This window comes from Ruegeria sp. CE12 (assembly GCF_056537525.1).
Window position 1 is genome coordinate 1 of record NZ_JBQFRS010000067.1, and the last position, 876, is coordinate 876.

Here is an 876-nt window from a genome sequence, read left to right on the forward strand (position 1 = left end):
GAGATGTTTCAGGAGTGCGATGTTTGTCCTGAAATGATTGTTCTCCCGCTGGGTGAGTTCACCATGGGAGGTCCGCCGGGTGAGTCGCGGGAGAATGTGCATTGGGGGGAGGGAGAAATTCGCTACGTCACTCCCGAAGATCCATATATTGCATATCATGAGGGCCCCTTACATCGGGTAGAGATCGATATCCCAGTAGCTATGGGGCAGAATGAAGTCACCTACGATCAGTGGATGGCTTGCGTTCAAGATGGTGGATGTGGTGGTTACATCCCCCAAGATTATGTACTTCAAGAAAATGCACCGCGAGCAATAATCAGGGGCAAACACCCTGTGATAACCGTTTCGTACGAGGATGCACTGACCTACACCGAATGGCTGAACAAAAAGGTTGGAGCAGATGTATATCGCTTACCAACCGAGGCAGAATGGGAATATGCGGCACGGGCGGGGACTCAAACACCCTTTGCGCAAGGTGAGGAAGTCACGACAGATCAGGTGAATTTTCTAGGCAGCGCGACAGAGATCATGCTGAACGAAAAACGTCCGGACCTCATATCACGAGGCAAGCCAGTGCCCGTTGACGAAATGGATGCGGCAAATGGGTGGGGTTTGCGACACATGTCGGGGAATGTTGTCGAACGGACATTGTCGTGTTGGACCGAGCGGCATGAAGGTTGGCGAACGTCCAGTGAGCATCTTAAACACGCGCTCAACCCATTTTGTGAACGGCGTGTGGCGAAGGGCGGCGCGTATCCGGCAGGTATGGACTACTCGACATTGGGCGCCCGCGCGGGTCCTGATCCCAAAAACAGGTCGTCTGTAGCTGGCTTTCGCGTTTTGAGAGAACTGTCATTTGAGGAACAAAAGGAATAA

1 protein-coding gene is annotated in these 876 nt (G+C 52.6%); it reads left to right on the forward strand.

From position 1 onward, the window contains the following. Window positions 1-876 (forward strand): formylglycine-generating enzyme family protein (locus ACR0IO_RS23170; protein ID WP_480745215.1); only part of this gene is annotated, 876 nt, incomplete at its 5' end.